Source organism: Microbacterium sp. NPDC086615 (genome assembly GCF_040686055.1).
GTDB lineage: Bacteria > Actinomycetota > Actinomycetes > Actinomycetales > Microbacteriaceae > Microbacterium.
This window is the reverse complement of the sequence record NZ_JBFBJJ010000008.1, coordinates 40,896-65,697: the sequence shown is the minus strand read 5'-3', so window position 1 is coordinate 65,697 and position 24,802 is coordinate 40,896. Positions and strand designations below refer to the sequence as shown.

General features: G+C 69.7%; 18 protein-coding genes. 6 read left to right on the top strand and 12 right to left on the bottom strand.

Features of this window, described 5'->3' with window-relative positions; all coding sequences use genetic code 11:
* Positions 1 to 138: 138 nt before the first annotated feature.
* Positions 139 to 1,347, top strand: a complete 1,209-nt coding sequence (locus AB0O24_RS09775) for an IS110 family transposase (protein WP_363374490.1) — start codon at positions 139 to 141, stop codon at positions 1,345 to 1,347.
* Between the two features lie 627 nt (positions 1,348 to 1,974).
* On the top strand, positions 1,975 to 4,314 hold the full coding sequence (locus AB0O24_RS09770; RefSeq protein WP_275797668.1) for an excinuclease ABC subunit UvrA: 2,340 nt from the start codon (positions 1,975 to 1,977) through the stop codon (positions 4,312 to 4,314).
* Between the two features lie 27 nt (positions 4,315 to 4,341).
* Here AB0O24_RS09770 and AB0O24_RS09765 read toward each other — a convergent pair whose 3' ends face one another.
* The 4 genes from AB0O24_RS09765 to AB0O24_RS09750 all read right to left on the bottom strand — a co-directional run bounded on the left by AB0O24_RS09765 (position 4,342) and on the right by AB0O24_RS09750 (position 10,320).
* Positions 4,342 to 4,812, bottom strand: coding sequence for a dehydrogenase (locus AB0O24_RS09765; RefSeq protein WP_275797670.1), 471 nt, complete (start codon positions 4,810 to 4,812; stop codon positions 4,342 to 4,344).
* Positions 4,813 to 5,078: 266 nt separating this feature from the next.
* Positions 5,079 to 6,830 (bottom strand): sodium:proton antiporter, encoded by a 1,752-nt coding sequence (locus tag AB0O24_RS09760; RefSeq protein WP_363374487.1) that lies wholly within the window; start codon positions 6,828 to 6,830, stop codon positions 5,079 to 5,081.
* Between the two features lie 142 nt (positions 6,831 to 6,972).
* The gene (locus AB0O24_RS09755) at positions 6,973 to 7,839 is read right to left on the bottom strand and encodes a substrate-binding domain-containing protein (RefSeq protein ID WP_363374484.1); all 867 of its coding nucleotides are present in this window, start codon (positions 7,837 to 7,839) and stop codon (positions 6,973 to 6,975) included.
* A gap of 15 nt (positions 7,840 to 7,854) precedes the next feature.
* Positions 7,855 to 10,320: a glycoside hydrolase family 2 protein gene (locus AB0O24_RS09750; protein ID WP_363374481.1), complete on the bottom strand. Its 2,466-nt coding sequence runs from the start codon at positions 10,318 to 10,320 to the stop codon at positions 7,855 to 7,857.
* A gap of 110 nt (positions 10,321 to 10,430) precedes the next feature.
* On the opposite strand from AB0O24_RS09750, the gene AB0O24_RS09745 reads away from it, so the two are divergent.
* Complete coding sequence (locus tag AB0O24_RS09745; RefSeq protein WP_307383005.1) at positions 10,431 to 11,579, top strand: ROK family transcriptional regulator; 1,149 nt, start codon at positions 10,431 to 10,433, stop codon at positions 11,577 to 11,579.
* Positions 11,580 to 11,721: 142 nt separating this feature from the next.
* On the opposite strand, the gene AB0O24_RS09740 is transcribed toward AB0O24_RS09745, so the two are convergent.
* The 4 genes from AB0O24_RS09740 to AB0O24_RS09725 all read right to left on the bottom strand — a co-directional run bounded on the left by AB0O24_RS09740 (position 11,722) and on the right by AB0O24_RS09725 (position 15,713).
* Positions 11,722 to 12,969 carry an aminotransferase class V-fold PLP-dependent enzyme gene (locus AB0O24_RS09740; RefSeq protein ID WP_363374477.1) on the bottom strand — a complete coding sequence of 416 codons (1,248 nt, stop codon included), beginning with the start codon at positions 12,967 to 12,969 and terminating at the stop codon, positions 11,722 to 11,724.
* Between the two features lie 19 nt (positions 12,970 to 12,988).
* A complete protein-coding gene (locus AB0O24_RS09735) occupies positions 12,989 to 13,246 on the bottom strand; it encodes a glutaredoxin domain-containing protein (protein ID WP_058595771.1) in 258 nt (85 codons plus the stop codon).
* Positions 13,247 to 13,291: 45 nt separating this feature from the next.
* Positions 13,292 to 14,422, bottom strand: a complete 1,131-nt coding sequence (locus tag AB0O24_RS09730; protein WP_363374474.1) for a glycosyltransferase family 2 protein — start codon at positions 14,420 to 14,422, stop codon at positions 13,292 to 13,294.
* Positions 14,423 to 14,564: 142 nt separating this feature from the next.
* A complete protein-coding gene (locus tag AB0O24_RS09725; RefSeq protein WP_363374471.1) occupies positions 14,565 to 15,713 on the bottom strand; it encodes a polysaccharide deacetylase family protein in 1,149 nt (382 codons plus the stop codon).
* 104 nt (positions 15,714 to 15,817) lie between these two features.
* Here AB0O24_RS09725 and AB0O24_RS09720 point away from each other — a divergent pair, with 104 nt between their 5' ends.
* The 3 genes from AB0O24_RS09720 (at position 15,818) to AB0O24_RS09710 (ending at position 19,702) form a co-directional block, all read left to right on the top strand.
* Entirely contained in the window at positions 15,818 to 16,774 is a 957-nt protein-coding gene (locus tag AB0O24_RS09720) for a Gfo/Idh/MocA family oxidoreductase (RefSeq protein WP_363374469.1), read from the top strand.
* Between the two features lie 55 nt (positions 16,775 to 16,829).
* Positions 16,830 to 18,026: a chromate efflux transporter gene (gene chrA, locus AB0O24_RS09715; protein ID WP_275797687.1), complete on the top strand. Its 1,197-nt coding sequence runs from the start codon at positions 16,830 to 16,832 to the stop codon at positions 18,024 to 18,026.
* Positions 18,027 to 18,115: 89 nt separating this feature from the next.
* Positions 18,116 to 19,702, top strand: coding sequence for an AMP-binding protein (locus tag AB0O24_RS09710; protein WP_363374466.1), 1,587 nt, complete (start codon positions 18,116 to 18,118; stop codon positions 19,700 to 19,702).
* A gap of 67 nt (positions 19,703 to 19,769) precedes the next feature.
* On the opposite strand, the gene AB0O24_RS09705 is transcribed toward AB0O24_RS09710, so the two are convergent.
* The 4 genes from AB0O24_RS09705 to AB0O24_RS09690 form a co-directional block, all read right to left on the bottom strand.
* Positions 19,770 to 21,818 (bottom strand): MDR family MFS transporter, encoded by a 2,049-nt coding sequence (locus AB0O24_RS09705; protein WP_275797691.1) that lies wholly within the window; start codon positions 21,816 to 21,818, stop codon positions 19,770 to 19,772.
* A 197-nt stretch (positions 21,819 to 22,015) separates the two neighbouring features.
* On the bottom strand, positions 22,016 to 23,089 hold the full coding sequence (locus tag AB0O24_RS09700) for a hypothetical protein (RefSeq protein WP_363374462.1): 1,074 nt from the start codon (positions 23,087 to 23,089) through the stop codon (positions 22,016 to 22,018).
* Entirely contained in the window at positions 23,086 to 23,703 is a 618-nt protein-coding gene (locus tag AB0O24_RS09695; protein WP_275797695.1) for an ATP-binding cassette domain-containing protein, read from the bottom strand. Before AB0O24_RS09695 ends, AB0O24_RS09700 begins: the two co-directional genes overlap by 4 nt.
* Complete coding sequence (locus AB0O24_RS09690; protein WP_275797697.1) at positions 23,693 to 24,730, bottom strand: hypothetical protein; 1,038 nt, start codon at positions 24,728 to 24,730, stop codon at positions 23,693 to 23,695. Before AB0O24_RS09690 ends, AB0O24_RS09695 begins: the two co-directional genes overlap by 11 nt.
* Positions 24,731 to 24,802: the final 72 nt, after the last annotated feature.

Sequence of the window (24,802 nt, the reverse complement as noted above, 5' to 3'; positions counted from 1 at the left end):
TGTCACCGGGCCTGGTTGGCGGTGTGTGATCGCTGATAGGAGCTCGACCCGCGCGTTGGCGTGAGGCCGTCCGTAACGTGGATGCCGAGACATGCCGCCTGCATGGTTGCCGTTCGGACAAGGAACGGAGGGACCACCATGACCACAACCATCGCCGGCTACGACACCGTCGCGGTGTTCGTCGGCCTCGACGTCGGCAAGAGCGAGCATCACGCCGTCGCCCTCGACCGCGCTGGTAAGAAGCTCTACGACAAGACCCTCCCGCAGGATGAGGCCCGGTTGCGGCAGATCATCGCCGACCTCAGCATCCACGGTCCGGTGCTGGTCGTCGTCGACCAGCCCGCCACCATCGGCGCTCTCCCCGTCGCCGTCGCCCGGGCCGCCGGCGCGATCGTCGGCTACCTCCCGGGCTTGTCCATGCGCCGCATCGCGGACCTGCACCCCGGGGAGGCGAAGACCGACGCGCGGGATGCCGCGATCATCGCCGAGACCGCCCGCACCATGCCGCACACGCTCCGATCGATCCAGGTCGACGATGAACAGGTCGCGGAACTAACGATGCTCTGCGGCTTCGATGACGATCTCGCCGCGCAGATCACCCAGGTCAGCAACCGCATCCGCGGCCTTCTCACCCAGATCCACCCCGCCCTCGAACGCGTCATCGGAGCGCACCTGGATCACCCGGCGATGCTCACCCTGCTACGCAAGCACCCCTCGCCGGAGGCTATGCGCACCGCCGGGACGAAGCGCCTGGGCAACCTACTCCTCAAACACGCCCCACGGAAAGGACGCGTCTGGGCGGAGGAGATCACCGCAGCGCTCGGACAGCAAACGGTCACCGTCACCGGAACCAACGCCGCAGCCCTCGTCCTGCCCCGCCTCGCAGCGCAACTACAGACCCTCCAAACCCAACGCGACGACGTCGCCGCCGAAGTCGAAACCCTCGTCGAGGCGCACCCTCTTCACCCCGTCCTGACGAGCATGCCCGGAGTCGGCGTCAGGACAGCAGCCCGACTCCTCACCGAAGTCGCCGGCAAAGCGTTCCCGACCGCCGGTCATCTCGCCGCCTACGCCGGCCTCGCGCCCGTCACCCGCAGATCCGGCACCTCGATCCGCGGCGAACACCCCTCCAGGCGCGGCAACAAGACCCTCAAACGCGCCCTGTTCCTCTCCGCCTTCGCCGCCCTCCGCGACCCCGAATCACGCGCCTACTACAACCGCAAGATCGCGCAGGGCAAACGCCACAACCAAGCCCTCATCGCCCTCGCACGCCGACGCTCCGACGTCCTCTACGCCATGCTCCGCGACGGCACCCTCTACCAACCCCGGCTACCCATCACAGCTTGACAAACGTCATAGGAGCACCCCCCGCGGATTCGTCCGCGGGGGCACCGTCGTTTCCGGAGCGAGCCTCGGCGCCGGCGCGGCGCCGATCGGCACGGGTGTGCCGCACCGTGGGCCGGGGGTGTGCCGTCGTGCGGAGTTGAGCCGCGACACGCCGGTTCCGGATGCCGCGGCCTCGGCGTTTAGCCCCGGTCTCCGCGTGACGGTACGCGTCGCGGCGCCGTGATTCCGCGTGGCGGTACGGCCGGGTCGCCGTGGGTGCCGGCGTGCGTGTGGTGTGCCGTCGTGCGGAGTTGAGCCGCGACCCGCCGCTTGCGGATGCCGCGGCCTCGGCGTTTCGCCCCGGACACCGCGGGACGGTACGCGTCGCGGCCCGGGACTCCGCGTGACGGTACGCCCGGGTCGCCGTGGGTGCCGGCGTGCGTATGCCGTGCCGTCCTGCGGAGTCGAGCCGCGACCCGCCGCTTGCGGATGCCGCGGCCTCGGCGTTTCGCCCCGGACTCCGCCTGACGGCACAGACCGTCGCCCGGGACTCCGCGCGACGGTACGCCCGGGCGCCCGCAGCGCAAGCGGCGCCGTCGCGAATGTCGGAGGTCTCCGCCACACTGGGACGATCCCGAGGAGGCGCCCATGACCGACCCCGACGCCCACGACGTCATCCGCGTGCGCGGTGCCCGCGAGAACAACCTGCAGAACGTCGACCTCGACGTTCCCAAGCGCCGGCTCACGGTCTTCACCGGTGTCAGCGGCTCGGGCAAGTCGTCGCTCGTCTTCGGCACGATCGCCGCCGAGTCGCAGCGGCTCATCAACGAGACGTACCCCACCTTCGTTCAGCAGTTCATGGGGCAGCTCTCCCGCCCCGACGTCGACGCGCTCGAGAATCTCAGCGCCACGATCCGTGTCGACCAGGAGCGCATGGCCGCCAACGCCCGGTCGACGGTCGGTACGGCCACCGACGTGCACGCCATGTTGCGCGTGCTGTTCAGCCGGCTCGGTCAGCCTCACGTCGGGTCTTCTCAGGCGTTCTCCTTCAACGTCCCCTCGATCTCGGGGGCCGGTGCCGTCACGATCGCCACCGGGGCGCGAAAGGGGCAAAAGGAGCGGCGCTCGTTCGAGATCACGGGCGGGATGTGCCCCGACTGCGAGGGTCTCGGTCACGTCAGCGACATCGACATCTCGCAGCTCCTCGACGAAACGAAGTCGCTGAACGGCGGAGCGATCACCGTGCCCGGTTACACGGCCGACGGTTGGATGGTCCGGGTCTTCAGCGAGTCGGGCTTCTTCGACGGCGACAAACCCGTCTCAGAGTTCACCGCCGAAGAACGCCACGACCTGCTCTACAAAGAGCAGACGAAGGTGCGCATCGCGAACACCAACATGACCTACGAGGGGCTCGTTCCCAAGGTCACCAAGAGCATGCTGCAGAAAGACCGTGACGCCCTTCAGCCTCACATCCGTGCGTTCGTCGATCGCGCCGTCACCTTCATCGCCTGTCCGGCGTGCGGGGGAACCCGTCTCAATGAGGGCGCTCGGTCGTCGCGCATCGGCGGGGTGAACATCGCGGATGCCGCCGCCATGCAGATCACCGACCTCGCCGCCTGGGTGCGCACGGTCGACGATCCCTCGGTGGCTCCGCTCGTGCAGGGACTCCGCGACACGCTCGACGCGTTCGTCCATATCGGGCTCGGATACCTCTCGCTCGACCGTGCCAGCGGCACCCTGTCAGGCGGTGAGGCGCAGCGCACCAAGATGATCCGCCACCTCGGCTCGAGCCTCACCGACATCACCTACGTCTTCGACGAGCCCACGGCGGGTCTTCACCCGCACGACATCCAGCGGATGAACGAAACCCTCCTGCAGCTGCGTGACAAAGGCAACACGGTGCTCGTCGTGGAGCACAAGCCCGAGGTGATCGACATCGCCGATCACGTCGTCGACCTCGGCCCTCGCGCGGGACGCGACGGCGGAACCGTGCAGTACGAGGGTGATGTCGCCGGCCTCCGCGCTTCTCGCACCCTCACGGGTCGCTTCCTCGACCACCGGGCCGAGCTCAAGAGCGCGGTGCGTTCCGCCACCGGCGCACTCCCGATCCGCGGGGCGACCCGGCACAACCTCCGCGACATCGACGTCGACGTCCCCCTGGGGGTGCTCACCGTCGTCACGGGGGTCGCCGGATCCGGCAAGTCGTCCCTCATCCACGGCGCACTCCCCGCCTTCGACGACGTGGTGGTCGTCGACCAGACGCCCATCAAGGGCTCGCGCCGCAGCAGCCCCGCCACCTACACGGGCATCCTCGACGCGGTCCGCGCCGCCTTCGCGAAGGCGAACGGCGTGAAGCCCGCCCTGTTCAGCGCGAACTCCGAAGGGGCCTGCGCCGCCTGCAAGGGTCTCGGCGTGATCGTCACGCAGCTCGGCTTCCAATCGACCGTCGAAACGGACTGCGAGCTGTGCGGCGGGAGCGGCTTCTCCGACGAGGTGCTCGAGTACACACTCCACGGCAAGAACATCGCCGAGGTCCTGGCGATGTCGGTGTCCGAGGCATCCGCGTTCCTCACCACCGGGCCTGCGGTCGCGGTCCTCGGCCGACTCGTCGATGTCGGGCTCGGGTATCTCACGCTCGGCCAGGCGCTGAACACCCTCTCGGGCGGCGAGCGGCAGCGACTCAAGCTCGCCATCTCGATGGCGAAGTCCGGGGCGGTGTACGTCCTCGATGAGCCGACGACGGGCCTGCACCTCGCCGACGTCGACAATCTGCTGGGTCTGCTCGACCGACTCGTGGATGCCGGAAACACGGTCGTCGTGATCGAGCACCACCAAGCGGTCATGGCGCACGCCGACTGGATCATCGATCTCGGACCCGGGGCCGGCCATGACGGCGGACGGGTAGTCTTCGAGGGCACCCCCGCCGATCTCGTCGCCGCCCGCTCCACCCTCACGGGCGAACATCTCGCCCGCTACGTGGGGGCCTGAACCGCCGTCAGAAACCCGGAACGGACGTCAGAGGGGTGCGACCGCATCGTGCAGGTGACGCTCCCCGTGCGAGAGGACCTTCACCATCACGCCCCGTTGACGGAGCTCGGCGACCGCCCGCGTCTCGTCGTCGCGCGTCACCCCGAGAGAGCGAGCGCTCGTCACGACGAGCACGTCACCGCGCGTCAGCGTGCTGAAGAACCGGTCCAGGCGCGCCGCCCATCCCTCGAGCGTCTCGGGGGCCGGGTGCCGGAAGCCCTCGATCGGCACACCGAAACGGGTGAGGTCATCGCGCTGCTGGACGACACTGGGCATCCCGGGTCGCGAGACCACCAAACCCACGAGGCGCGACCCGGCGGGCCGGGCGCGCCACCAGTCGCGGTCGCTCTGCAGCTCGGTGAAGCACTTCGGACACTCAGCCGCGGCGTGCGCGATGGGCACGGCGCCGGTCCCGGCGGCATCCGCGGGTGACGTCGTCGTCGGGATCGGATCGCTCATGGAAACCTCCGCTTCCATTGTGCCGCACGCGGCGTCCGGCGCGGAGCGCACACCGCCTCCCGTGCCCACCGCATTCCGGGGACACCGCGCTGTGCGTCCCGCGCAGAGTCCCGGGCGTCGCCCAGGACCACGCGGGGCGCCGCGCTCAGCCCGTGTCGCGCTCAGCCCGTGTCGCGCTCAGCCCGCGCCGCGCTCAGCCCTCGCCGCGCCGCGCTCAGCCCGCGCCGCGGCGCGCCCGACCGCCTCGAGCGCCCACCAGCCACCCGTCAGTCGTCGTCCTCGTCGTCGATGCGCAACTCGAGGCTGATTTGGTCGGCGTCGAGCTCCGCGAGGGCGTGGCGCAGGGCGGCCGTGCTGTAGCGGCCGTCGTTCGCGAGATCGTTCAGGCGGTCGCGCATCACCTCGATCGACGCGAGGCGCAACTGCAGCAGGTCCCGCACGCGCGCGGTCGCTTCCTCGTCGGGCGGCTCGGTCAGTCGTGATCCCGCTCGGTCGATGATCTCGGCGGGGAAGCTCTCACCGTCCCGTCGGGTGAGAGAACCCGAGCGCAGCGCCGAGACCGCGGCATCCCGAAGCTCCGCGTCGAGCGCTCGTTGCTCCTCGCGCGACGGCCCCTCGCCGCCCTCGCCTCCCAGGCCGACCGCTCGTACGACCGCGGGGAGTGTGACGCCTTGCAGGACGAGGCTCAGCAGCGCGACGAGGAACGCCACGAAGATGAGCAGCGGTCGGTCGGTCAACCCGTCGCGCGGGAGAGTCTGCGCGGCGGCGAGCGTGACGACGCCGCGCATCCCGGCCCACACGATCACGACGCCGTGTCGCCAGCCCAGGGGCGTGTCGCGGTAGTAGTCGAGGTCGGCGACCGTGCGGGCGATGCGCGAGCGCATCCAGCCGATTCGCCGAGCCGCGCGGGCGGGGTCGTCGGCCCGGCCCGAGAGGCTCGCGGGGTCGTTGCGATACGCGTCTTCGAAGCGGTCGAGTCGTTGCTGGGCGGCATCCACCCGCCATCGGTGGCGTGCCAGGTCGCGGCTGCGTCGACCCTGCACCCAAATCAGACCTGTGACGTACACGGCGCGGACCGCCAGTGCGATCCCGAGGGCCGACAGCGCCAGCCACGCGCCGTGCCACAGACCCTCGTTCTCGCGCAGGTTGCTGATGACGATGTCCTTCAGCTCGAGGCCGAAGACGAGGAAAACTCCACCCTCGAGGAGCAGCTCGATGGTGCGCCAGTTGACGCGGTCGCTCAGTCGTTGTTCCGGCGTGAACCGTCGTGCGGCGCCCTGGCCGGTCACGATCCCCGCGACGACCGCCGCGACCAGTCCCGATCCGCCGAAGTGCTCGGTCGGCAGATAGGCGATGAACGGCACGGTGAAGCTGAGCGCGGTGTTGGCCGCCGAGTTCGTCACCCGCTCGCGCAGGCGCAGGTTGCCCCATCCGACGACGGCGCCGAACAGCAGGGCGAGGAAGACACCCCACGCGAAGTTGCCGACGGCGTCGCCGAAGGCGAATCCGGATGCCAGAGCCGCCACCGCGGTGCGCAGCAGCACCAGCGCGGTGGCGTCGTTGAGGAGGCTCTCGCCCTCGAGGGTGGTGACGACGCGTGGCGCGATCCCGAGTCGTTTCGCGATCGAGGTGGCGACGGCATCCGTGGGGCTGAGGATCGCGCCGAGGGCGATGCCGAGGGCGAGACCGACGCCGGGGATGACCGCCCAGAAGAAGAGTCCGAGCACCACCGAGCTCAGCACGACGAGGAGGACCGAGAGCCCCGCGATCGGGACGAAATCTCGGCGGAACTCGATGGCCGGCAACTGCACCGCCGCCGAGTACAGCAGCGGCGGGAGGACCCCGACCAGGATGACCTCGGGGTCGAGGACGAACGGCGGGAAGAACGGCAGCAGGCTCACCCCGAGCCCGATCGCCATGAGCACCAGCGGCCCGGCGACGTTGAAGCGCGGCGCGATCACCGTCACCAGCGCCACCACGACGACACCGGCCACCACGATCAAGAGGGGTTCGGTCACGATTCGAGGCTAGTCCTCGGTTCTTCTGGCATCGCCTCTCGCTCTCTGTCCTGGCGTATGCCCTCGATGTCCTGGCGTATGCCCGCGACGACGGGGTCTGCCCCGGGGTTCACGGACTGATCCCACGACGAGGGGTGTCCGGTCAGCGCGCCCGAGCCGTCGAGTCGCGCACGATCATTTCCGGTGACGGAGCGGTCATCACCGGCTGGGCGTCGTGCCCCAGCGCCTGCAGGATCGCCGTCCCCGCGCGCTCTCCCAAGAGAGCGATGTCACGGGCCATCGCGCTGAGCGACGGCACCGTCGAGCGGCACAGCACCGAGTCGTCCCAGGCCAGGAGTGACAGGTCGCCGGGCACGTCGACCCCGCGCGAGGTGAGAGCGGATGCCGCGGCCGCGGCCATCACGTCGTTGTCGAAGACGATCGCGGTCGGGGCGTTCGCGCCCGCCATCAGGCGATCGACGGCGGCGACGCCGCCGGCACCGGTGAAGTCGCCGACCTCGATGTGGGCGTCGAGGCCCAGACGCGCCGCCACCGCCTCGAAGGCGTGCGTGCGGCGGACGGTGTGGGCGAGGTCGTCCGGGCCCGAGACCCGTCCGATGCGCGTGTGGCCGAGTTCGCGCAGGTACTCCACGGCGGTCTGCATGGGTGCCTCGTCGTCGACCCAGACGACAGCGTGGTCGGGAGCGTCGTTGGGGTGGGCCAGGGCGACGCTCGCGAATCCGAGACGGTCGGCCAGCTCGAGCCGGGGGTCGTGCTGCTCGAGGATGTCGACCAGCACAACCCCCGCGACCCGACCCGACTGCGCCCAGCGCTGATACGCGTCGAGTTCCTCGTCGAGGTCGGGCACCACCTGCAGCACGAAGGGGCGACGGTGCTCCGTGAGCACCTCTTCGAGCCCGCTCATGAAGTCGCTGTAGAAGGCTTCGACGCCGAGCTGACGCACGGGGCGCCGGAGCACCAGGCCGACGGAGCGCCGCAGAGCGGAGGGGGGTGCGGGCTCGACCATCATCGTCGCCAGTATCGCCTATCTCGCGAGCGCGCGGGCGACCAGGTCGTTCGCGGAGCGCAGGACACCGGCCCGCGTGAAGGCCGCGGGGTCGATCCCCGCGGGGCCGCTCACCCGGAAGACGTGTCGTTCTCCGGCGGTCAGGGTCACCATGCCCGAATCCACGCGAGCGGCGGGATCCACGAGGTCCACGAGGAGCGTGGCATCCTTCACCAGAGTCTGCGCGGTCAGCGTGACCTCGTAGCCGTCCGCGACGGCGCGCGCGTCCACCGCCGTCGCGTCGACGAGGGCGAGGGCGGTGTCCTCCACGAAGTAGTGCAGACCGCGCTCCCCCGAGGACGACTCGGCGACGAGCACTTCGCGCGACGGGTCGCCGGCTGCGGCCAGCGACGCATCGATCGGTGCTGTCCAGGCCGAGCGCGCCGCCACCTCGAGATCGAGAGTGAGGGATGCCAGGACGGTGCCGTCGAGGCCCTCGCGGCGCAGCTCGACGCGGCCGGCGATCGCCTGGTCGCTGTCGTTGTGAAGGCTCACGCGCAGGCCGTCGCCGTCGAGTGCGGGCTGGATCGTCAGCAGTCGCGGCGCGGAGACGCGTCGCAGCTCGTACCAGAGGGGCTTGCGGTGACGGTGGCTGTCGACCGCGGCCCACGACACGACCGGCCAGCAGTCGTTGAGTTGCCACACGATCCACCCGCGGTTCAGGGGGAACAGCGAGCGGAACCACTCGATGCCGAACGAGACCGCCCGCGCCTGGTTCAGCTGCATCGTCCAGTGCCAGTCGGCGTAGTCGTCGGGCGCCGGCAGGTGCGCACCCAGGCCCCGCTCGAGCTTGTCGTTGCCCTCGTTCGCCTTCTGGTGCGCGAGCATCTCGCGTCCGAAGGGGCTGCGGGGCTCGTCGCGCACGACGCTCTCGAGCGTCGAGAACGCGGGTGGGCCCTGGAAGCCGAACTCCGAGACGAACCGGGGGTGGTAGGCGCGGTAGCCGTCGTAGTCGCGCGTGTTCCAGACGTCCCAGATGTGCATCGTTCCGTGGGCGTCGTCGTTGGGGTGGACGTACGAGCTGAACGAGAAGGGGCTCCCGTCCGAGTAGAAGGTCGTCGGTGCGAGCTCGGCGACGATGCGGGGGAAGAGGTCGCGATAGTAGCCCTCGCCCCACGTGCGCCCGTTCAAACGAGTGCGCCATTTCCAGTCGACGTAGCCCCAGATGTTCTCGTTGCCGCCGTTCCAGATCACGAGGCTCGGGTGGCTCGTCAGACGCGTGACGGCCTCCCGTGCCTCCGCCTCGAACTCGTCCCACAGCTCGGCATCCTCGGAGTACGCGGCGCACGCGAGCAGGAAGTCCTGCCAGACGAGGACGCCCTCGCGGTCGCAGATGTCGTAGAAATCGTCGCTCTCGTAGAGGCCGCCGCCCCACACGCGCAGCAGGTTCAGGCCCGCGTCCGTGGCATCCGCGATCGAGGCCGCGAGGCTCTCGGGCGTGATGCGGGTGACGAAGACGTCGTCGGGAATCCAGTTGGCCCCGTGCACGTACACGTCCCGGCCGTTGATGCGCACCGAGAACGGGCTGCCCTGGTCGTCGGGCGCGATGTCGACCTCGACGTGGCGGAATCCGATCGCTCGAGACCACCGGGTCGCTTCGTCGGAACCGTCGTCCACGCGCACGGTGAGGTCGTAGAGCCGTGCTTCGCCGTAGCCGCGGGGCCACCAAGGCTCGGCATCCGGGACATCGAGTTCGATCACGACGGGCTGACCGGGCCGCGCCTCGACTCGCGCGGAGGCTCCCGCGACCTCGATCTCGACCGTGACCGGCTCCTCGTCGTCGCCCTGCCACTCGAGGTCGACATTCGCGGTGAGATGCGGGATGCCGTCGACGACATCGACCACCGGGCGCACCGCCGCGATGCGCACGTGCGCCCATTCCTGCAGGCCCAGGGGGCGCCAGATGCCGGCGGTGGCGAAGTCGGGACCCCAGTCCCAGCCGAAGTTGCAGGCGCTCTTGCGGATGGTGTTGAACGGGTGCGCGTACGAGTGGGGGCGCTCGCCGAGGACAGCTTCCCGCTCGCGGGCGTAACGCACGGGAGAGCGGAAGTCGACCTCGAGGGTGTTCTCGCCCTCGCGCAGCACCGCGGCGAGGTCGGCACGGTAGCTGCGGTGCTGATTCACCGTTTCGAGCACGACCACGTCGTTGATGCGGACGGTCGCGACGGTGTCGAGTCCGTCCGCGACGAGGTCGACGCGCGCGTCATCGAGGGTGGGGTGCCACGAGAACGTCGATCGGTAACGCCAGTCCGATTCTCCGATCCACGCGAGTTCGGCCTCCTGCGCGCCCGGGAAGGGATCGGCCATCAGGCCGGCGGCGAGGAGGTCGGTGTGCGCGACCCCGGGAACGGTCGCCGGGATGCCGTCGTCGAGGGCCGCATAGGCGTCCGGGCGGTCTCCGCGGAGGAGGGTCAGGCTCCAGCCTTCGTCGAGGGGGTGGTACATCAGCGTCGGTGTTCCTTCCGGGAGAGGCCCGCCGTCACGCCCACGCGGATCCGGGTGGACGGTAGTATCAGAACGGTCACGGGTGTTATTCAACCTACTAAATTAAGCGGGTGAGAGAAAGTATGCCGGGAGAGACGACCGGCGTCTCCACGCCGTCGCTGGTGCTCGACGTCATCCGCACGCGTGGTCCGATCAGCCGCATCGAGCTCGCCGCCGCGACGGGCCTCACCCCCGCGACGATGACGAACGCCGTGCGCCACCTGATCGACCAAAAGCTCGTCATGTCGGTGGGTCACAGCGAGTCCACCGGGGGGAAGCGCCGCGAGCTGCTCGACGTCAACCCGACGACGCGCTACGGCCTCGGGGTGCAGCTCGGTCCTGAATCGGTGCAGGTCGTCGTGGCCAACCTCTGGGGTGCCGTCGTCGGCCGCATCGGCGTGGCCGGCGCGGCGGACGCAGACCCGAACGACATCGTCGCCTCCGTGGCCGCAGCCGTCACCGAGCTGCTCGCGGCGACATCGCTGGGTGATGGACTCGTCGAGGGTCTGTGCGTCGCCGTGCCCGGGCCGCACGACGACGCGGGAGCGATCCTCGATACGCCCTCTCTCGCCGCGTTGGAGGGGTTCCCCCTCCGGTCCGCGTTGGAGGCGGCGACGGGCCTGGACGTCCGGCTCGAGAGCGCCGCACTCCTCTCCGCCGCCGGCGAAGTGTGGACGGGCGCGGCGGCCGACTCGCGCGCCCTGGCTGTCATCCATCTCGATGGGGAGCTCGGTGCGGGGATCGTCGTCGACGGGCGTCTCGTCCGCGGGTCGCGCGGACGCGCGGGCGACATCCGGCACCTTCCCAACGATCCGGCCGGCCCCCCGTGTCGCTGCGGCCAGCGGGGTTGTCTCGGCGTCGTGGCGACACCCCACGCGATCGTGAAGAGCTACGTCGACGAAGCGGGAACCGCCCTGACCGCCGATCGCATCGCCGCGCGCGCGGGCACGGACCCCCTCGCCGCTCGGGCGATCGACGAGGCGGTGGCCGCTTTCAGCCGGGGAGTGGTCGCTTTCGCCGACGTGCTCGACCTCGACCGGCTCGTGCTCTCGGGCCGCGGCTACGGCCGGCTTCTCGATCGCTACCTCGACGGCGTGCGTGACCACGCGCGCGCCCTCGGCCGCACGAATCTCGTCGTCGCGGTCTCGGCGAACCAGCGAGACGCGGGCGCGGTCGCCGCCGCCGGTTCCGTTCTGCGCGACCACGTCGACGCGCGCTGACCGCGCCGTGCCACCCGCGACCCTCGATCTCGTCGAGTGTCCAAGACACGCCGCAACCGCGCCCCCGGTTACGGCGTTTCGTGGACACTCGATGTCCAACCTCGCGGTGAGACCCGCCGCGCCGCGCCGGGAAGGGGCGAGCTCAGGCCTCGGCGCGTAACGCCTCGGCGACCGCCTCGAGGCCCGTGAGCACCTCGGCGAAGCTCGTCGACAGCGGTGACAGGCCGATGCGCAGTCCCCCCGGATCGCGGTAGTCGGGCAGGACATCCTGCGTCCACAGGCGGGCGGTGACCGCGCGCATCGCCGGGTGCGAGAGCGTCACGTGCCCGCCCCGCTCCGCCGCGTCCCGCGGTGAGGCGACACGGACGTCGAGGGGAGACAGGATGCCATCGCTCACGCGCAGAGCGAACTCGGTGAGCGCGACGGACTTCTCACGCACGGCGGCGATCCCCGCCGTTTCGAGGAGGTCGAGCGTGTCCTGCATCGCGATCATGCCGAGGATCGGCGGCGTCCCCGAGAGGAAGCGGCGCATCCCCGTCGCGGGCCGGTACTCCGGGCCCATCGAGAAGACATCGGCCGCCCCCATCCACCCCTGGACCGGCTGGGCGAGGGTGTCGTGGTGGCGCGTGGCGACGTAGGCGAAGGCGGGGGACCCGGGTCCGCCGTTGAGGTACTTATAGGTGCACCCGACGGCGAGATCGGTGCCCCACGCGTCGAGCTCGACCGGCACCGAACCCGCCGAGTGGCACAGGTCCCACAGCACGAGCGCTCCGGCATCCTGCGCGATGCGTGTCAGCTCGGCCCCGTCGGCGAGGAACCCCGAGCGATACGACACGTGGCTCAGCAGGACGACCGCCGTGCGGGGGCCGACCACCGCGCGGAGGAGCCCCGGTTCGACGCCGCGCGTCGTGTCGACCTCGACCCACACCACGCGCGCCCCGCGTTCTGCGGCGATGCCCTCGACCAGGTACCGATCGGTCGGGAAGTCGTCGCGGCCGACGACGATCTCGACGCGGTCGGGATCGACGGCCATCCGCGCGTCCAGGGCGGCACGCAGGAGCTTGTAGAGGAGCACCGTCGTCGAATCGCCGATGACGGTCTGCCCCGCGGCAGCGCCCAGCGCCACGGCGCCGATGCGGTCGCCGATCTCGAACGGCAGCTGCATCCAGGACTCGTCCCAGCCCCGGATCAGGCGACCGCCCCACTCGTCTTCGACGAAGCGCGCGAGACGCCCCGCGGTCGCCCGCGGAGGCCGCCCGAGGGAGTTGCCGTCGAAGTAGATCAGCGACGTCTCGGCGCCGACGAAGGCGGCGCGGTGCTGCGCGAGGGGGTCGGCGGCGTCGAGAGCTGCCGCCTCGGACGCGAAGGCGGCCGTCAGGTCGGTCGACAAGGGGTCAGGCGACAAGGGGTCAGATCAGCGACAGTTCGCGGAGCTTCGCCTCGACGTCGGCGTTGCTCGGCTCGACGTGGTGGCTCGAGTCGGGGTACACCACGACCGGGATGCTCGTGCGGCCCGAGATCTCCTTCGCCACGTCGGCGGCGGCGGGGTCGGCCACGAGGTCGACGTACTCGTAGGCGATGCCGAGGTCGTCGAGCTGCTTCTTCGTGCGGATGCAATCGCGGCACCAGTCGGCGCCGAACATGCGGATGGGAGCGTCAGAGGACATGCCTCCAGGGTACGCCGGAGAGCAGGTCCGCAGGCGGCCGGCGGGTCAGGCCGCGAGTTCGTCCTCGAGGGGTTCGCGCACCGCGGCCACGGCAGGCGCCGCCTGAGCCTTCTTCGGTGCGTACACGACGAGGGCGTGGAACACGAAGCGGATGATGAACGCCGCGATGAGCGTGAGTGCCGCCGCGAGCACGCTCTGGATGTGCGCCTCGTTGACGAGCAGCCAGATGACCGGGATGCGCACGATCGCCTCGATGCCGTTGAACGTGAACGACTTGATGAAGCGGTGCCGCATGAGCCCCGACTCGTCGCGCATGTCGGCGAAGACGAGGTACTCGAGCGCGATGAAGTTGGCGATGATGGTCAGCACGCTTGCGATGACCGCGGCGACGAGGTACTGCACGCCGACGGTCTGCAGTCCCCACATGATCGCGAGGTTGGCCACGGCGCCGAGGCCGCCGACGACGGCGAAGGCCGACATGCGGCCGAAGCGGAGCATGGTCAGCTGCGTGAGGAAGCGCATGCCCTGGCTGAACGAGGCCTTGCTCTCGCCCGCGAAGCGGGGAGCGAAGTCGAACGGAACCTCGGCGACGCGCATCTGCTTGCGCGCGAGGATCTCGAGCAGGATCTTGAAGCCGCGCGGACGCAGCTCCTCGATGTCGAGCGAGCGGCGGTCGATGAGGAAGAAGCCCGTCATCGGGTCGGAGCAGTTGTGCAGCTTCTTCGGGAACATCGCCTTGGTGAGCAGCGTCGAGGCGCGCGAGACCATCGTGCGCACGGCGTTCGCGAGGCCGTCGGAGGTGCCGCCGTCGACGTAGCGCGAGGCGACCACCACCTCGGCGTCGCCCACCTCGGCGCGCGCGAGCAGATCGGCGATGACCTCCGGCGGGTGCTGCAGGTCGCCGTCCATGACGACGCAGAAATCGGATGCCGCGGCTTTGATGCCCTCGACGACCGCGCCGCCGAGTCCGCCCTGGGGGGCATCGCGGTGGATCAGGCGCACCGGGACCGGCGCGTTCTGCGCGACACCGCGGATGATCTCGGGGGTGTCATCGGTGGAGTCGTCGACGAAGATGATCTCGATGTCACGACCCGGGAGCGCGGCCGCCGTCCGTCGAACGAGTTCGGCGACGTTCGGACCTTCGTTGAAGGTCGGAACGATGACGGAAAGGATCATGGGCTCTCGCGTTTCAGAAGGGAAGCCAGGAAGACACAGCGTAGACCGGCCGACGCGTGCTCAACTTGGTATTGTGGATCAGTTACCTGGGAGGTAGCAGGTGTTCACCCCCACTCCTCCCCGATAGGGTGCGCCCGCGCGATCAGCCGATGGCATCCTTCAGGTCGTCGACGGTCATCCCGTAGTTCATCCGGATGACCGGAAGAGCGAGCTTGTCGGTGCCGATGCGCACGTACCCGTTCTCGATGGTGCGCCCCAGTTCGAAGCCGGCTTTGCGCACCCCTTCCTTCGTCGTGTCGTTGTAGTGACCGAACGGGTACGCGACGACCTCTTTCGCCCCGAGGATCGTCGCGGACTGCTCGAGGTCGGCGGCGATCGTGTCGGCGTCGTCGTTCACCATCCGCCCCTTGCCGTTCTCGCCCGCGCGGTGCATGTCGTGCGTGTGGGAGCGCTGGAGCACGAAGCGGTTCGGGGTCGGCTCGGTGCGGGCCGAGGTGATGACGAACGATGTCGTGAGCAGGTGGCGCTTGTCGACGATGGGGGCGGCGAGCTCGAGCCACGTGCTGTCGGCGTCGTCGTCGGTGATGATCACCGAGTGCTTGGGCAGGAACACCTTGCCGTCGATGAAGGCGCTCAGCTCGTCCCACGTGGGCAGGTAGAAGCCGCCCTCCTGGATGTGCGCCATCTGCGCGTCGAAGTCGCCGATGTAGGCGTAGTTGAGGCGCAGCCAGTTGTCTTCGCCCTCGGGCTTCGTCGTGAACTGGTGGTACATCAGGATCGGGATGCTGGCATCCTCGGCCGCGTTCGCCTCGGGTGTCGTCCAGCCGGCGTGCAGCGTCTTCTCTTGCGCGGTGCACGTGACGACATCGGACCCGTTCACCCGGGCGGGAAGCGTCATGGCGGCGGCGTCCGCGGCGGTCTCGTACCAGCCGGCGAACACGCGACCGTCGGCCTGGGGGAGGGGCAGAGCCGCGTACAGCGTGTCCTGTGTCTGCAACTGCGGGGCGAGAGCGATCCCGTCGCCCGCGAAGGACACCGCGCACGCTTTCGGGTCGGTCGTCGTCGCCAGGAGCTGCTCCGATGCCGTCTTGGGTGTCGGCGTCGGGGTCGGGGTGTCTTCGACCGAGGGTGCGGTCGTGCCGTCGGCGGTGGGGGTCGATGCTCCACGGGTCAGGGCGAAGGCGGTCACTCCGCCCACGATCAACACGATCGCCGTCGTGGCGGCGAGGGTTCGGCGGAGGCGCGTCCGACGCGTGGTGCGGCGGCGGTGCTGGGCGCGTGTCGTGGTCATGATCCCTCGGGTCTGGTGCGATCATCGCGATCCTAGCGGGACGTTTTGCGCACTCCCCGGACGGTCCTGCCGAATCGGTCGGGGTGAGCCGCGATGATGGAGGAATGATCCGCATCGGCATCGTCGGCACCAGCAGCATCTCCGAACGCTTCGCCGAGGCCGTCGACGTCGTCGACGGGGTCGAGGTGCGTCGCGTCGCCTCGCGCGATGAGCAGCGCGCACGCGCGTTCGCCGAGAAGATCGGTGCCCCCGGCATCGCGCTCGGTCTCGAGGGTCTCCTCGACTCCGGCGACATCGACGCGGTGTACCTCGCGAGTCCGAACTCCGCGCACGTCGCGCAGGCGCAGACGGTTCTGGATGCCGGCATCCCGGTGCTCGTCGAGAAGCCGGCGACGCTCACCGCGCCGCAGTGGGAGGAACTGGTCGGGCGGGCAGCCGCGCGGGGTGTGGTGCTGCTGGAGGCGATGCGGAGCGCCTACGACCCGGGGCTCGCCGCGGTCGCCGATCTGCTGCCGCGGCTCGGGACGGTGCGCCGGGTCTCGCTGCGCTACGAGAAGCGCTCTGCGCGCTACGACCACGTGCTCGCGGGCGAGCAGACGAACATCTTCGACCCGGCCCTCGGCGGCAGCGCACTGCGCGACCTCGGTGTGTACCCCCTGCACGCGCTCGTCCAGCTCTTCGGCGTTCCGCGGGCGGTGCAGGGCGTCCGGATCGGCATCGCCTCGGGGACCGACGGGCTCGGGAGCGCCCTGGCTGCCTACGACGGATTCGTCGCCGACATCGCCTGGTCGAAGATCACCGACACCTCCCTGTCGAGCGAGATCCAGGGCGAGGACGCCTCGCTGCGGATCGACACGATCGACGCCCCACGCGTCCTCGAGTTCACGCCGCGCGGGGGAGACGCCGAGATCATCCGCGTCGAGGCGCACGAGAACGTCATGGTCGGCGAGGTCGAGCGCCTGCGCGACGCGATCGGCGGCGCCGACATCCGTGCGGACCAGGAGCGGACGACCGCCACGCTGCGTCTCGTCGATGCCTTGCTGGCCGAGCCGCTCCGCTGACGTTCACCTGCTGACGGTTCACCTGCTGTTCTCTCGGGGCCGATAGGACGGACCGATGCACAGAACCGGGAGCCCGTGGGAGGTGTTCCGGGCGTTCCTCCGCCTCGGTCTGACCTCGTTCGGTGGCCCCGTCGCGCACCTCGGGTACTTCCGCGACGATCTCGTCGTCCGCCGAAAGTGGATGGACGATCGCGCCTACGCGGATCTCGTCGCGCTGTGCCAGTTCCTCCCGGGGCCGGCATCGAGCCAGGTCGGCTTCGCGATGGGGCTGCAGCGCGCCGGGTTCCTCGGTGCGGTCGCGGCCTTCCTCGCGTTCACGCTCCCCTCGGCGGTGCTGCTCGTCGCCTTCGCCGGAGGGGCCGCGCTCTTCGGCGGACCGATCGGCGCCGGGGTGCTCGAGGGCCTCACGATCATCGCCGTCGCGATCGTCGCGCAGGCCGTGTGGGGGATGGCGCGAACTCTCACCCCCGACGCGACCCGCGCGGGCATCGCCGTCGTGGCGGCGGCTCTGGCCCTGCTCGCGCCGGGAGCCATCGGCCAGCTCGGGGCCCTCGGCGTCGGAGTCGTCGCCGGCCTGGTGCTCCTGCGCGGCGTGACCGAAGCAGCATCCGCACCGCTGCCCTCCTTCGGAGTCCCCCGGGCGGTGGCGATCGGATGCCTCGTGCTCGCGGGTGTGGGACTTCTCGGTCTCCCGGCGCTCGCCGCCGTCAGCGGTTCGGGCGCCCTCGCCCTCGCCGACGCCTTCTTCCGCTCGGGCGCCCTCGTCTTCGGTGGCGGTCACGTCGTGCTCCCGCTGCTGCAGGCGGAGGTCGTGCAGACGGGGTGGGTCTCGCCCGAGACATTCCTCGCCGGTTACGGGGCTGCGCAGGCCGTGCCCGGCCCGCTGTTCACGTTCGCCGCGTTCCTCGGCGCAGTGAGCACTGTCGGCCCCGGCGGGATCGCGGGTGCTGCGATCGCCCTGGCCGCGATCTTCCTCCCGGGCTTCCTCGTGCTGGTGGGCGTGCTGCCGTTCTGGGACGCCGTGCGCGAGAGGCCGCTCGTCCGCTCGGCGATGCGCGGGGCGAATGCCGCGGTCGTCGGCATTCTGGGCGCGGCTCTCTACACACCGGTGTTCACGACCGCGGTGACCGGACCCGCGCCGTTCCTGCTGGCACTGCTCGGATTCGTGCTGCTCACGCGATTCCGCGTGCCCGCGTGGGCGGTGGTGATCATCGGCGCCGTGGGCGGAGTGGCGATTCGACTGCTCACGTAGCAGATCGAGTCTCGGTGTCGGCATCCGTGACACCGCGTCTCGTCGGTGCCAGGATGGGCGCACGCCGCCCGGTTTCGAAGGAGAAGCCCGTGTTCCAGAGCCCGTACCCGCCCGTCGACATCCCCGACGACAGCATCTACGACGACCTGTTCGGCTCGCTCGTCGAGGCCGACCTGGACCGTGTCGCCCTGATCGACCCGGCGACCGGAGCCGAGACCACGTACCGATCGCTCCGCGCCCAGGTCGACGCCTTCGCGGGAGCGCTCGCCGCGCGCGGTGTCGACACCGAGACCGTCGTGGCTCTGCTCTGCCCGAACGTTCCCGCCTTCGCGACGGTGTTCCACGGCATCCTGCGCCTGGGCGCGATCGTCACGACGATCAACTCCCTCTACACGGCGCACGAGATCGAGAACCAGATCCAGGATGCCGCGGCCACCTGGCTCCTTACGGTGTCGCCGCTGCTCGGGCCTGCGGCCGAGGCCGCGCGGGCGGCGGGCATCCCGGACGACCGCGTGATCGTGCTCGACGGAGCCGAGGGGCATCCCGACCTGCGGAGCCTGCTCGCGGAGGGGCGCACGCCGCCGGAGGTCCGCTTCGATCCGGCGACGCACGTGGCGGTGCTGCCGTACTCGTCGGGCACGACGGGGAACCCGAAGGGCGTCATGCTGACCCATCGCAATCTCGTCGCGAACGTCCACCAGTGTCGGGTCGTGATCGAGCTCCACCGCGATGACCGCGTGCTCGCGGTCCTGCCGTTCTTCCACATCTACGGCATGACGGTCCTGCTCGATCTGGCGTTGCGTCAGCGGGCGAGCCTCGTGACGATGCCGCGGTTCGATCTCGTCGAGTTCCTCCGGAACATCCAGGAGTACCGCTGCACGTTCCTCTTCATCGCCCCGCCGATCGCGGTCGCCCTCGCCAAGCACCCCGTGGTCGACGAGTTCGACACCTCGTCGGTCCGCACGGTCTTCTCGGGTGCCGCCCCTCTCGACGGCGAGACCGCCGAGGCCGCGGCCCGGCGGATGAGCGCCCGGATCCTGCAGGGATACGGCATGAGCGAGCTCAGCCCCGTTTCGCACGCCGTCCCCGAGGATCGTGTCGACATGCCGGCCAGCTCGGTCGGGGTGCTTCTGCCGAACACCGATGCCAAGCTCATCGACCCCGAGACGGGCGCCGAGATCGAGGTCCACGGCGACGACGGTCTCACCGCGCCGGGGGAGATCTGGGTGCGCGGCCCGAACGTCATGCTCGGTTACCTGAACCGCCCCGACGCGACGGCGGAGACCCTGGATGCCGACGGCTTCCTCCACACCGGCGACATCGGCGTGCACCACGTCAGCGGGTACTTCTCGATCGTCGACCGGCTCAAGGAGCTGATCAAATACAAGGGGTACCAGATCGCCCCGGCCGAGCTCGAGGCGCTGCTGCTGTCGCATCCGAGGATCATGGATGCCGCCGTCATCGGCGTGGACGACGACGACAAGCAGGAGATCCCCAAGGCTTTCGTCGTCGCCGCGCCGGACTCGGGGCTCACGGCCGACGAGGTGATGGCGTTCGTGGCCGCCGAGGTCGCGCCGCACAAGAAGGTGCGCCGCGTCGAGTTCATCGAGGCGATCCCGAAGTCGGCTTCGGGCAAGATCCTGCGGAAGGACCTTCGGGCGCGCGAGCGCGCGTAACCGCGCGAGAACACCGAAGGGCGAGGCATCTCAACGATGGCCTCGCCCTTCGGTGTGTGCGCTGCGCTTACGGCGCGATCAGGGCGCCGGTCTGCGCGGCCGATTCCTCGGCGCGCTTCTCTTCGTCGTCGCGACCGCGGCGTTCGTCCGCGGCCTCCTGCAGCGCCGACTTCGAGCGCAGCGGCGGCGTGCGGAAGAACAGCGACAGCACGAAGGCGAGCAGCACGACCGACATCGCCACCCAGTAGACCGTGACGGCCGAGGAGTTGAACCCGACGAGGATCGGCTTGGTCAGGCGCGGATCGGCGCCCACCAGGAACGACGTGTCGTCGAGGGTGGAGCTGCCGACCGCGGCGTTCTCGTTGCCGTCGGCGAACCGCTGCTCGAGCGTGGTGGCGGTGCTCTCGACGAAGGCCGCGCGTTGATCGGCGTTCGAGAAGTCGAGCGTCACGGTGCCGTCCGCCGCGATGCGGGCGAAGGGGGCCTGCTGGGTCACCGCCGCGAGCGCCTGCGCGACGGCGCTCTGCGTCGCGGTCGCTTGTGCCGCGGCGGGGATCTCTCCCGCGGCGACCTTCGCCGCCACAGCCTGGGTGGCGGCATCCGTCGCCTGCTGCACGGCCTGTTGCACCTGCGTCGTCGCGCCGTCGGTGATGCCCGAGATGATCGGCGCATAGACCGTCGACATGATCTTCTGGTTCGCTGGCGCCGAGGCCACGGTGGGGTCGAGCGCGGCATCCAATGCATCGGTCAGAGTGGCGCGGTCGGCGAACGAGCCCAGGATGTTCGTGGGCACGAGCGTGAACAGCAGCGACAGCAGCACGGCCGTGCCGAGCGTGCCGCCGATCTGGCGGAAGAACGTCGATCCGCTCGTCGCCACACCCATGTCGCGCAGTCCCACGGAGTTCTGGCTCGCGATCGTCAGCGTCTGCATGAGCTGGCCGAGGCCCAGGCCGATGACGAGCATCGACAGCGCGACCTGCCAGTACGGGGTGTCGTACTTCAGGAACGTCAGCAGGAAGAAGCCGACCGACATCAGCAGCGTGCCGAGGATCGGGAACATGCGGTAGCGGCCGGTGCGGGCGATGAGCTGGCCGCTCACGATCGACGCGATCATGAGGCCGAGGATCATCGGCAGCATCTCGAAACCGCTCTGGGTCGGCGTGGAGCCGAGCACGAGCTGCAGGTACAGCGGCAGCGTGAGCATCGCGCCGAACATGCCGAAGCCGACGAGCACACCGATGATCGTCGCCATCGAGAAGGTCGACGAGCGGAAGAGCTTCAGCGGGATGAGCGCGTCGTCCTTCATGTAGGTCTCGGCGATGACGAAGGCCAGGATGCCGAGAGCCCCGACGATGTAGCAGGCGAGGGCGATCGGCGAGCCCCAGCCCCACTCGCGACCCTGCTCGGCGACGAGGAGGAGGGGGACGAGTGCGACGATGACGGTCGTGGCGCCCCACCAGTCGATGCGCACCGAGTGGCGCGGCTGCTTCGGGATGTGGAGGAAGCGCCACACGATCGCGAGAGCGACGATGCCGATCGGGACGTTGATGAGGAACACCCAGCGCCAGCCGGTGATCCACAGGATCTGGCTCGCCCCGGCGAAGATGCCGCCGACGAGGGGGCCGATGACGCTGGAGATGCCGAAGACGGCGAGGAAGTAGCCCTGGTACTTCGCGCGCTCGCGCGGGGCGAGGATGTCGCCCATGATCGCGAGCGGCATCGACATGAGGCCACCGGCGCCGAGTCCCTGGATCGCGCGGAACGCGGCGAGCTCGATCATCGAGGTCGAGAAGCTCGCGAGGATCGATCCGATGATGAAGATGAGGATGGCGATGAGGAAGAGCGGACGGCGCCCGAAGATGTCGGAGAGCTTGCCGTAGATCGGCGTCGAGATGGTCGACACGATCAGGTAGGCGGTGGTGACCCAAGCTTGCAGGCTCAGCCCCTGCAGGTCGTCGCCGATCGTGCGGATCGAGGTGCCGACGACCGTCTGGTCGAGGGCGGACAGGAACATGCCGGCCATGAGGCCGAAGATCACGAACATGATCATGCGGTGGGTCATGACCGTGTCGGTCGACGCGGTATGCGCACGCCGGGTGCGAGTGATGTCTGACATCGGGGCCTCTTCGAGAGAAGGCCTGGCGGACGGCTCGGGGAGGCTCGGTCGGACGCCAGGTGTTTGCTAAAAGTCAACAAAGTGTAGCGCGTCTCGACGCGGCCGGTGGTCGCGCTGGGGAAACGCTTACGGCAGCGGGGAGGACAGGGCTTCTCGCCCGCTCGCGGGTGCTCGCCGCAGGGGCCGTGGTCGTTGTGTCAGGTGCGCGACTTGAACAAGGTGAACAACCGGCTTTCGCGTGCGAGCAGCGCGGGAATCGTCGCCGCACACATCGCGGCGCATACGGCCACGGCTTGAGTGACAGCGAGCGAGGGGAGAAGTCCCGGCACATCTTCGTAGAGGAAGACTCTCGTTGCCAGGCGCGCGACGACGAACGTGGCCGCGGCTGCCGCGCTCGCCCAGAGGAACGCTTCGATCGCCGCGATCCGTACGAGGTCACGATGCCGGGCACCCGCGTGGAGATTGCTCGCCAACTCGAGCCTCCGTCGGTAGCTGCCGCCGAACCCGACCAGGGCGAAGAGGATGATCACCGTAGGGGCGGCGAAGGCGGTAAGCCGATCGCGATAGTCCTGGGCAAAGGCGAACAGCTGTCCCACCGTCGGGTTGAGCGGAGCGACCTGAGGTGCGGCGTCGGTCTGTCCCACGGCAGCCACGGCGCCGTAGGCAAGAGGATCGACTGAGGATGTCGCGGGCCACACGCTGAACCAGCATTCGGACGATCTCGCGGAGTTGTCCCCGATGACGATCACGGCATTCGTGAAGCGGGGGTCCCGCCCGTCATCCGGAAAGCGGAATGTCCCCCTGACCATCACCGGGCCTGTCGTCGTGGCGAGGATGCTCTCCTCGCGGGCAGACCAACGGGCCGCAAGATCATCCGAGAGATAGACGCCCCCGGGCCTGCTCGACGGGAGGTGAAGCATCCGCGCCACTCCGGAACTGACCTCGAAAACGGGCACGTTGACCCGGGGCAGCGCGATGAGCTGGACGGAGCCCAAGGTCCAGATCGCGCCCGCGTCGGTGACGCCATCGAGACTCTCGAGCGCGGCGCAGGCGCGGGGGTCGACCGCATCCTTCGCGATGAGCACGCGAACATCGCCGGCATGGTTTCGGACGCTGAGGGCGCGCTCCTGCAGTGCGCCGATGGACGCGATGTCGGCCAGGAGGAGCATCGTTGACGCGACGACCAGGATGAGGGCCAGGATGCCGCCCCCCGCGGCGCCCGTGCGAAGGTTCCGCAGCGCTTCGCCTACGGCATCCGCGAGCCGCATCATGCCGCCGTGCGAAGGTCGACAGCCCGCTGACAGGCGCGGATGGTGTCGAAGTCGTGGGAGGCGACGAGGACGATCGCCCCGGCTGCGGCCAGTCCGGCCAAGACGGCGTTGACCGTTCGCGCCGATGCGCGGTCGAGCTGAGCGGTGGGCTCGTCGACGAGGAGCAGGTCCGGCGCAGTCGCAACTGCCCGAGCAAGCATCAGCCGTTGCGCTTCACCTCCGGAGAGGTCCGAGAAAGATTGTCCCGCTCGATCGGTGAGGCCGAAGCGCTCGAGGATGTGGTCTGCACGCCGGTCGGCGTCGTGGCGACGGACACCGCGTGCCAGGAGCGGGTATGACACGTGGTCGCGTGTCGAGCGGCGGGGTTGGCCGTGCGGATTCTGGAAGACCCAGTGCACGCGACGGATACCGCGCCGCTCGACCCGGCCCAGGGTCGGGGAGAGCCACCCCGCAACGATCGACAGGAGGGTGGACTTGCCAGATCCGGACGGGCCGGTCAATGCGACGACATCACCACGGTGCAGGTCGAGGCTCACGTCACGGAACAGAGCGGGGTTCGTGCCCCACTGATGACTGACGGCCGTCAACCTCAGGAGCGCGTCGTCAGTCGGCATCGCAGTGCTCTCGACGCGGCTGCAGCAGCACGTTCGACGGCGTGTCCGCGTGGAACGTGACGAGCGACATGCCGAGGCTCGCGCCGACGACGGTCACGGGGTACTCCGCGTGGTCGTCGGCGACGCAAGCGTGCGCGCTGGAGGCGCCGATGACACTCGACACCGGGACTGGCGCGACGCGAAGGGGCGTGGCCAAGGCGCTCGTTCCCGACACCATTGCTGCGTCACCGGTCTTAGTGCCTGTCAGCTGTTGCTGCCCCTCCGGCGAGGATGCGATACGACCGAGCGCGTCGCGGTCGGTGAGGACGCCGTTCTCGGGTATGACCGCATCTACGCCCAGCACCTGAACGGTCCGTTCGCCGGGGACGAGCGCGCCCGCAGCCTGTCCCGAGACGGTCAGAGCGGTGAGGCTGACAGCGGTGGTCGCCGCTGTACTCCCCGCCGTGATCGGCTGGCCCACCTGGACGTCGCAGGAGGCCACGGTGGGCGGCGGGCTCGGCATCCAGAGCACATCCTGGAGGACGAAGTCTCCTTCGGCATGAGCCATCGTCTCGCGGTGCTGAAGGGTGGAAAGCGCCCGGCTGACGTCCCGGCTGAACGCGCCGGTCGGCGCGACATCGAAGCCCAACCCGGCGAGCGACGCCCGGAGAGCGTCGACGTCGCGGCCGGTGTCACCCCACGTGAGGTCCCGGAAAAACGGCGTGTCGGAGGCCAGGGCGATGATGGGGTGGTCGTCGACCGCGAATGCTGCTTTCCCGGGGGTCAGTGATTGCCCCGGGGTGCAGGCGGTCGCTGTTACCGTCCCGCTCGCGGTGGTACGCAGAGGAGTCCCCGCCGTGAAGGTCGGCGCGAGGGTGAGCGCGCGCTGGTCGCGGAAGTCGGTCATCGTCACGGGGTAGGTCGTCTCGCTGGGGGCTTCGGCGAGGAGGCCGGAGGGCCCGGGCAGCAGGCTGTAGGCCACTGCGGCGCCGAGGACTGCTCCGCTGCCGAGGGTGAAGGAGATGACGGTGGCGAGGGCGCGTTTCATGGGGATGTTCTCCGCTCTCGCTGGAACGGGCGTTGGTGGGGGACTGGCCGCTTGTCCGCGAAGAGGAGCACG